Genomic DNA, 5,273 nt, shown 5'->3' on the forward strand with positions numbered 1-5,273 from the left:
GGCGACGACCGCATCAGCGGCGGCGCCGGCAATGACGTGATCGATGGCGGCAGCGGTCTCGACACCGCCGTCTTCGCCGGTAGGCGCGAGGACTTCGCGATCAGCCGGGCCAGCACGCATTGGGGCACGGCGGATACGAACCTCGGCGATGGCAACGAAGGCAGCGACCGGCTGGTGGCAGTGGAGCGCCTGGCCTTCACCGATGGGCAGCTGGCGCTGGACCTGGACGGCGCCGCCGGCCACACCGTGCAGATCATCCGCGCGCTGTTCGGGCCGCAGTACCTGGACAACGAAGCTTTCGTCGGTATCGGCATCGCGCTGTTCGATGGCGGCGCCAGCTATGCCAGCGTAGTCGAACTGGCGGTGAGCGCCGTGCCGGCCTTCGCCGGTGGCGCATCGAACGAGGCCTTCATCCGCCACGTGTACCGCAACGTCATCGGCGTCGCACCCGGCGCGGACGAACTGGCCTACTTCAACAGCCTGTTCGACGCCGGCATCTTCACCCAGGCGAGCCTGGGTCTGCTGGCGTGCCAGATCGACATCAACGTGAACAGTGTCGAACTGATCGGCCTGGCCACGACAGGCATCGAGTTCATGCCGCCGGCCTGAACCCGGCAGGCTAGGGCATCACTGCCTTCAGGGTGCCTTCGAACAGGCCGTGCTCGTCGCTGACGCGGAAACCAAAGTTCAGCCAGAGCTCGCGGCCGCGTCGGCGGCTCCACAACACGTCGAGCCGGACGTCGATGTGCTGCGGGTTGCGCACGGGTCGCCGGCTGGAGAAGCTGCTCTCCAGCATCCAGACCTCGCGCTCCTTGCGCACATGGCCGCTTTGCTGGTGGGCATAGATCACCGTGAGCTGCGAGACGAACTCCAGCGCAATGAAGGTCGACAGGTGAAAACCGCCGGCATCGGTGGGGGAGACGAAGGTGCGTTCCATGCGCACCACCGCATCGAGCCGCTTGCCGTCGATGCGCAGCGCATCGATGACCCAGGCCTCTTGCCGGATGCCGCCGGCCAGGTAGGGCGAGGACAGCGCGACGATCTCGTCCGGCGACAGCACGATGGCGGTGCCCGCCGGCGGCAGCCCGGTAGGTGCGGGGGCTGTCATGAGCCGTTGGTCTGGAGCCAGCGCAGGGCGGCGGCGGCCAGTTCGGTGTCGCGCGCATCCGGCGCCGTCGGGCGCACCGCGAGCAACTCGGCTTGACCGTCCATCGCCTGCCGGAGGGTCTGCACGGTGTCGTCGTCATCGGCATCGGCAATCACCGCACGGGGCCGCAGGTCGATCAGCACGCGGCGCAGCATCGGGCCGATGGCCAGCGGCTGCTGCCGGCCGTCGGCTTGCCGGGGCTCGGCCAGCACCAGGGGGCCGGCGAGCAGCAGCAGGTCGCAGCGGTCGAAGGGCCAACCGGTGCGCAGGACCTGCATGTCCGGCACGTCCAGCACGACGGCCTGCACGGCGGTATCCCGGCGCAGCATGCGGCCACCCGCATAACAGCCGCTCCCGGCGGCGGCCACCCGGTCGCGACCCACCCACACGCCTTGCGGGCCGGCGAGCCCGGCTTGCACGCCCTGGGCCAACAGGCCCCGATGCAGACGTTCGGCCAGCTGCGACTCCGGCGCGTCACGCGGGACACCGAGCACCAGCAGCACCGGAATGCGTCCGCGCTGCGGGCCGAGCAGGCGCTGCAGGATCAGCCTGGGCAGGTGCGGGTACAGATGCGGCTGGGCATTGACTTCGCAGATCGCCGCCCCGGTTTCCAGCCAGGAGCGCTGGATGTCGGGGATCAGCAGGTCCACGCCGGCCAGGTCCAGCCGCAGCACGCGCGCGGCGCGCTCGGCCAGGCGCAGGTTGTCGGGATGCACCTGGTCGAGTTCGTAAACCACCGGCACACCGCCGCTGGCGACATTGGCGGCCCGGCGCAGCCGCACAAAGCGTTCGGCCTCGGGCACGGCATCGGCGCTCAGCCCTTGTTCGGCCAACAGTTCGGCGGCTTCCTCGTCGAGCTGCAGCGGCCGCAGCAGCCGCTGGATGCCGGAGTAGTGCTCGCCGCGCCCGGCATTGGCCTGCCGCACCAGCTCGGCGACGCGCAGGCGGCCATCGCCGGTGACGCTGCCGGGCACCCGTTTGACCACCCAGTAGGCTTCGCCGTGCATCACCTGCACGCGGTGGTCACTGCCTTCGACATGGCGCTCGACCAGGATGGCTTCGGCCAGCTGACGCGCGGCCTCGTAGGCGCGGCGCAGCGCCTGGGGTGTGCGCAGTCCAGCCGCCACGCCCCGGCCACCGTCCAGCGCCGCCGGCTTGACGACCACCGGATAGCCCAGGCGATCGGCTGCGGCCAGCGCTTCGTCGACATTGCGCACCGGGAAGTGGTCCGGCACCGGCAGGCCGGCATTGCGCAGCAGCTCCGCGGTGGCCTGCTTGTTGCGCGCCAGCCAGGTCGAGATCGACGGCGTCTGATCGGTGAACGAACTGCGCAGCCAGCGTGAACGTGCGCCGTGGCCGAACTGGTAGGCGTTGCCAGCCAGGCGTTCACACGGGATGTCGAGTTCGTGTGCCGCCTGCAGGAACAGCGGTGTGTTCTGGCCGGCCGGAACGTAGGCGGCGAAGGCACGAAGCGCACTGCGCAGCGACTCGGCCAGAGCCGGACCGGGCGCCGCTGCGTCGGCAGCACTCACGAACTTCAGGATCAGGTTCAGCGCCAGCATCGCCGCTTGCTGCTCCAGCGCCGGCAGCAGCAGCCGGCCCTCGGTCTCGTTGAGCGGTACCCAGCGCGCCCGCTCCAGCACCGGCAGGCCGCCCAGGTGCAACAGGTCTTCGGCCCAGCGCGCGAGCAATTGGGGTCCCGCCAGCACGTCGCCGCCGGCCGGTGTGGCGGTTTCGTCCGCCGCGTTGCCTTGAGCGTTGGCGGCAGACGCCAGCTGCGGCCAGGCGGCCCGCCACCAGGCCTGCAGCGCGGACCAAGGCAGCGGGTCGCTGACGCGGCAGCGCAGCCGCACTTGCAACACCGGCTGGCGCAGGCCATGGGCATGGCCGGGAAACCAGGAGGGCCGGCCCACGATCCCGACGGCGGGGACACGTTTCCCCTTTCGATCGGCGGGCTGCGCGGCGCGGTCTGGCGAAGACTGAAGCTTCATCATGCGACGCCGGCCGCCGCCGTGGGCGCGTAGTGGCCGAAGCGGCTGACCAGCACGCGCGGGCAGGGTTCGGCGGTCATGTTGCGCCCATGCATGTAGCGCGTGTTGTCGAGCATCAGCAACTCGCCCGCCTGCCAGCGGTGGGCGTAGGCCAGTGCGTCGCACAGGTCGATCAGTGTGTTGACGTCGCCATCGCCGATCGGCTCGCCGTCGCCGAAGTAGACGCGGTTCGTCGGCTTCGAGTAGGCCGGCAGGCCGTCGTAGCGCGGGTGCCGCACCTGCGGCAGATGCGCCAGCAGGCCGGTGGCGAACACCGGCTGGCCGGTACGGCAGGTGCTCAGGGCCGCACTGTGGTACCACAGTTGCAATGTGGCCTGGGCGTCGATGTCCCAGCGCACGCCAGGCAACCGCACCATCAGGGCCTGCAACTCGGCAGTCGTTGCCACGCCGAATTCGGCTTGCCAGCGCTCCGGCGCCCAAAGGCATTCGTAGACCACGCCCTGCTGCGCCAGCCGCTCACGCAGCGGCGCGGGCAGGTGCTGGTACACCGCGGCGCCATCGATGACGGTGGTTTCGCCGCCGGCCGCCGTGGGTGGCGTCACGCACAGGAAGAAGCACACCTGCGGCGGCGGCGGGTAGGGCCGGTAGCTGCCTTCGGCGTGTGCGAACAGGATGAAGTTGTCGCGGAACACCTCGGTGGTGTAGCCGTCGCCCTGCTGCTGGCGCAGCGCCTGGCGCGTCGCCACATGGTGAAACTGGCCGCACAGCTGCTGCGTCACTGCTTCAAAAGCGGTCAGATCGAGCTCGGCGCCACTCAGCAGCACCAGGCCGGTTTCTTCGAAGGCGCGCAGCCAGGGCGGTGGCTCGCCCACTGGCGCTGACTGTGCCGAGGGCGGACGAAACGCGAACATCGGGGGATTTGACAGGCGCTGCGGTGGCTTCGGCATCACGATCCCTTGGTCGGCGTGACCTTGCCATCGGCCGCCTGTTGCAGTGTGTCGGGCTGGTGCACTACCAGCAGGTTGCCGTCTCGGGCCAGCACCTTCAGGCCTTGCAGGAACTGCAGTGTGCGGGTCACTGTTTCGCGACTGGTATTGACCATGATGGCGATCTCCTGGTGCGTCGGCGGCATCACGATCACCACCTTGCCGACCTTGTCGCGCTGCGCCAGCAGGCTCAGCTGTGCGCAGACGCGCTGGAAGGAGCTGGGCAGCGCCAGCAGCGAACGGTGGCTCGCGGCCCGGCGCATGCGCGCCGCCAGCCGTTCGGCCACCGCCGCGGCGCCGCGCGGCGTCGAGAACATCAGCTCACGCGCACGTTCGCGGTCCAGGAAGGCCAAGCGCGACGGCGCGACGGCAATGATGTACTCGGGCGCCGCATGGCCGTCGATCACCGAGAGCTCGCCGAAGAAGTCGCCGTTGTCGATGAAGTCGATGCCGACCTCTCGGCCGTCCAACGTAAAATTCACCGTCTGCAGCCGGCCTTCGATCAGGAAGCCCAGTCCGGCCTCGGTTTCGCCCCGCTTGATCACCACCTCGCGGCGCTCGACCCGGCGCTCGTTCATCGCAGCGGACACCTCGGCCAGTTTGTCGGCCGGCAGGCTGTCGAACAGGCGCAGTCCTTGCAGGATGGGGATCAGGATCGGCATCGGGGCTCGAACTGTGCATGAATCAAACCCCGCCGGCTTGTGATGTGCAACACACGATGATGGGTTGAATGGGTGCAAGATCCATTCTCCCGCATCCTGCTCCAAAACCCAGGAGTGACGCGATGACTCGCCGCCCTTCCGTACCTACTGCCGTCCGTACTGCCGTTTCGTCCCTCGTCCGTCGCGCCCTGCCCGCGCAGCGGACCCGCCCGTTTGCTGTGCCGCGGGCGCTTGCCGCGGCCGCGCTGGCCAGCTGTTTGCTTGCCGTGGGGATGCCGGCCTTGGCCAACGAATCGGCGGTCGGCCAGGTCAGCCTGCTGATCGGCGTGGCCCGCGTGGTTCATCTGGACGGCCGCAGCGAGCCCCTGCGCCGCGGCGCGACGATCCAGGTTGGCGACCGCGTCGAGACCTCGGCCAACGGCCATGTCCATCTGCGCTTCATCGACAACGCTGCCGTCAGCGTGCGGCCCGACAGCGTGCTCGAAGT

General features: G+C 69.5%; 4 protein-coding genes and 2 pseudogenes. 2 read left to right on the forward strand and 4 right to left on the reverse strand.

All coding sequences use genetic code 11. From position 1 onward, the window contains the following. Window positions 1-609 (forward strand): annotated as a pseudogene (locus VLK61_RS26230) (hypothetical protein); the annotation flags it as partial. Between the two features lie 10 nt (window positions 610-619). Here VLK61_RS26230 and VLK61_RS26235 read toward each other — a convergent pair. The 4 genes from VLK61_RS26235 to VLK61_RS26250 all read right to left on the reverse strand — a co-directional run bounded on the left by VLK61_RS26235 (window position 620) and on the right by VLK61_RS26250 (window position 4,786). Further along, the gene (locus VLK61_RS26235; protein WP_325425563.1) at window positions 620-1,108 is read right to left on the reverse strand and encodes a hypothetical protein; all 489 of its coding nucleotides are present in this window, start codon (window positions 1,106-1,108) and stop codon (window positions 620-622) included. Further along, window positions 1,105-3,060, reverse strand: a complete 1,956-nt coding sequence (locus VLK61_RS26240) for an acetate--CoA ligase family protein (RefSeq protein WP_325425565.1) — start codon at window positions 3,058-3,060, stop codon at window positions 1,105-1,107. Before VLK61_RS26240 ends, VLK61_RS26235 begins: the two co-directional genes overlap by 4 nt. A 77-nt stretch (window positions 3,061-3,137) precedes the next feature. Continuing rightward, on the reverse strand, window positions 3,138-4,049 hold the full coding sequence (locus VLK61_RS26245) for a TauD/TfdA family dioxygenase (protein WP_325425567.1): 912 nt from the start codon (window positions 4,047-4,049) through the stop codon (window positions 3,138-3,140). A 35-nt stretch (window positions 4,050-4,084) separates the two neighbouring features. Then, the gene (locus tag VLK61_RS26250) at window positions 4,085-4,786 is read right to left on the reverse strand and encodes a Crp/Fnr family transcriptional regulator (protein WP_325425569.1); all 702 of its coding nucleotides are present in this window, start codon (window positions 4,784-4,786) and stop codon (window positions 4,085-4,087) included. Window positions 4,787-4,908: 122 nt separating this feature from the next. Here VLK61_RS26250 and VLK61_RS26255 point away from each other — a divergent pair. Then, window positions 4,909-5,273: pseudogene (locus VLK61_RS26255) on the forward strand (hypothetical protein); the annotation flags it as partial.

Origin of the sequence: Aquabacterium sp., assembly GCF_035476535.1 — a bacterium.
GTDB lineage: Bacteria > Pseudomonadota > Gammaproteobacteria > Burkholderiales > Burkholderiaceae_C > Pseudaquabacterium.

Bases quoted from the DNA above. Each gene is read 5' to 3' on its own strand.
- VLK61_RS26245 (WP_325425567.1), bottom strand. From the start codon at position 4,049: ATGTTCGCGTTTCGTCCGCCCTCGGCACAGTCAGCGCCAGTGGGCGAG.
- VLK61_RS26250 (WP_325425569.1), bottom strand. From the start codon at position 4,786: ATGCCGATCCTGATCCCCATCCTGCAAGGACTGCGCCTGTTCGACAGC.
- VLK61_RS26235 (WP_325425563.1), bottom strand. From the start codon at position 1,108: ATGACAGCCCCCGCACCTACCGGGCTGCCGCCGGCGGGCACCGCCATC.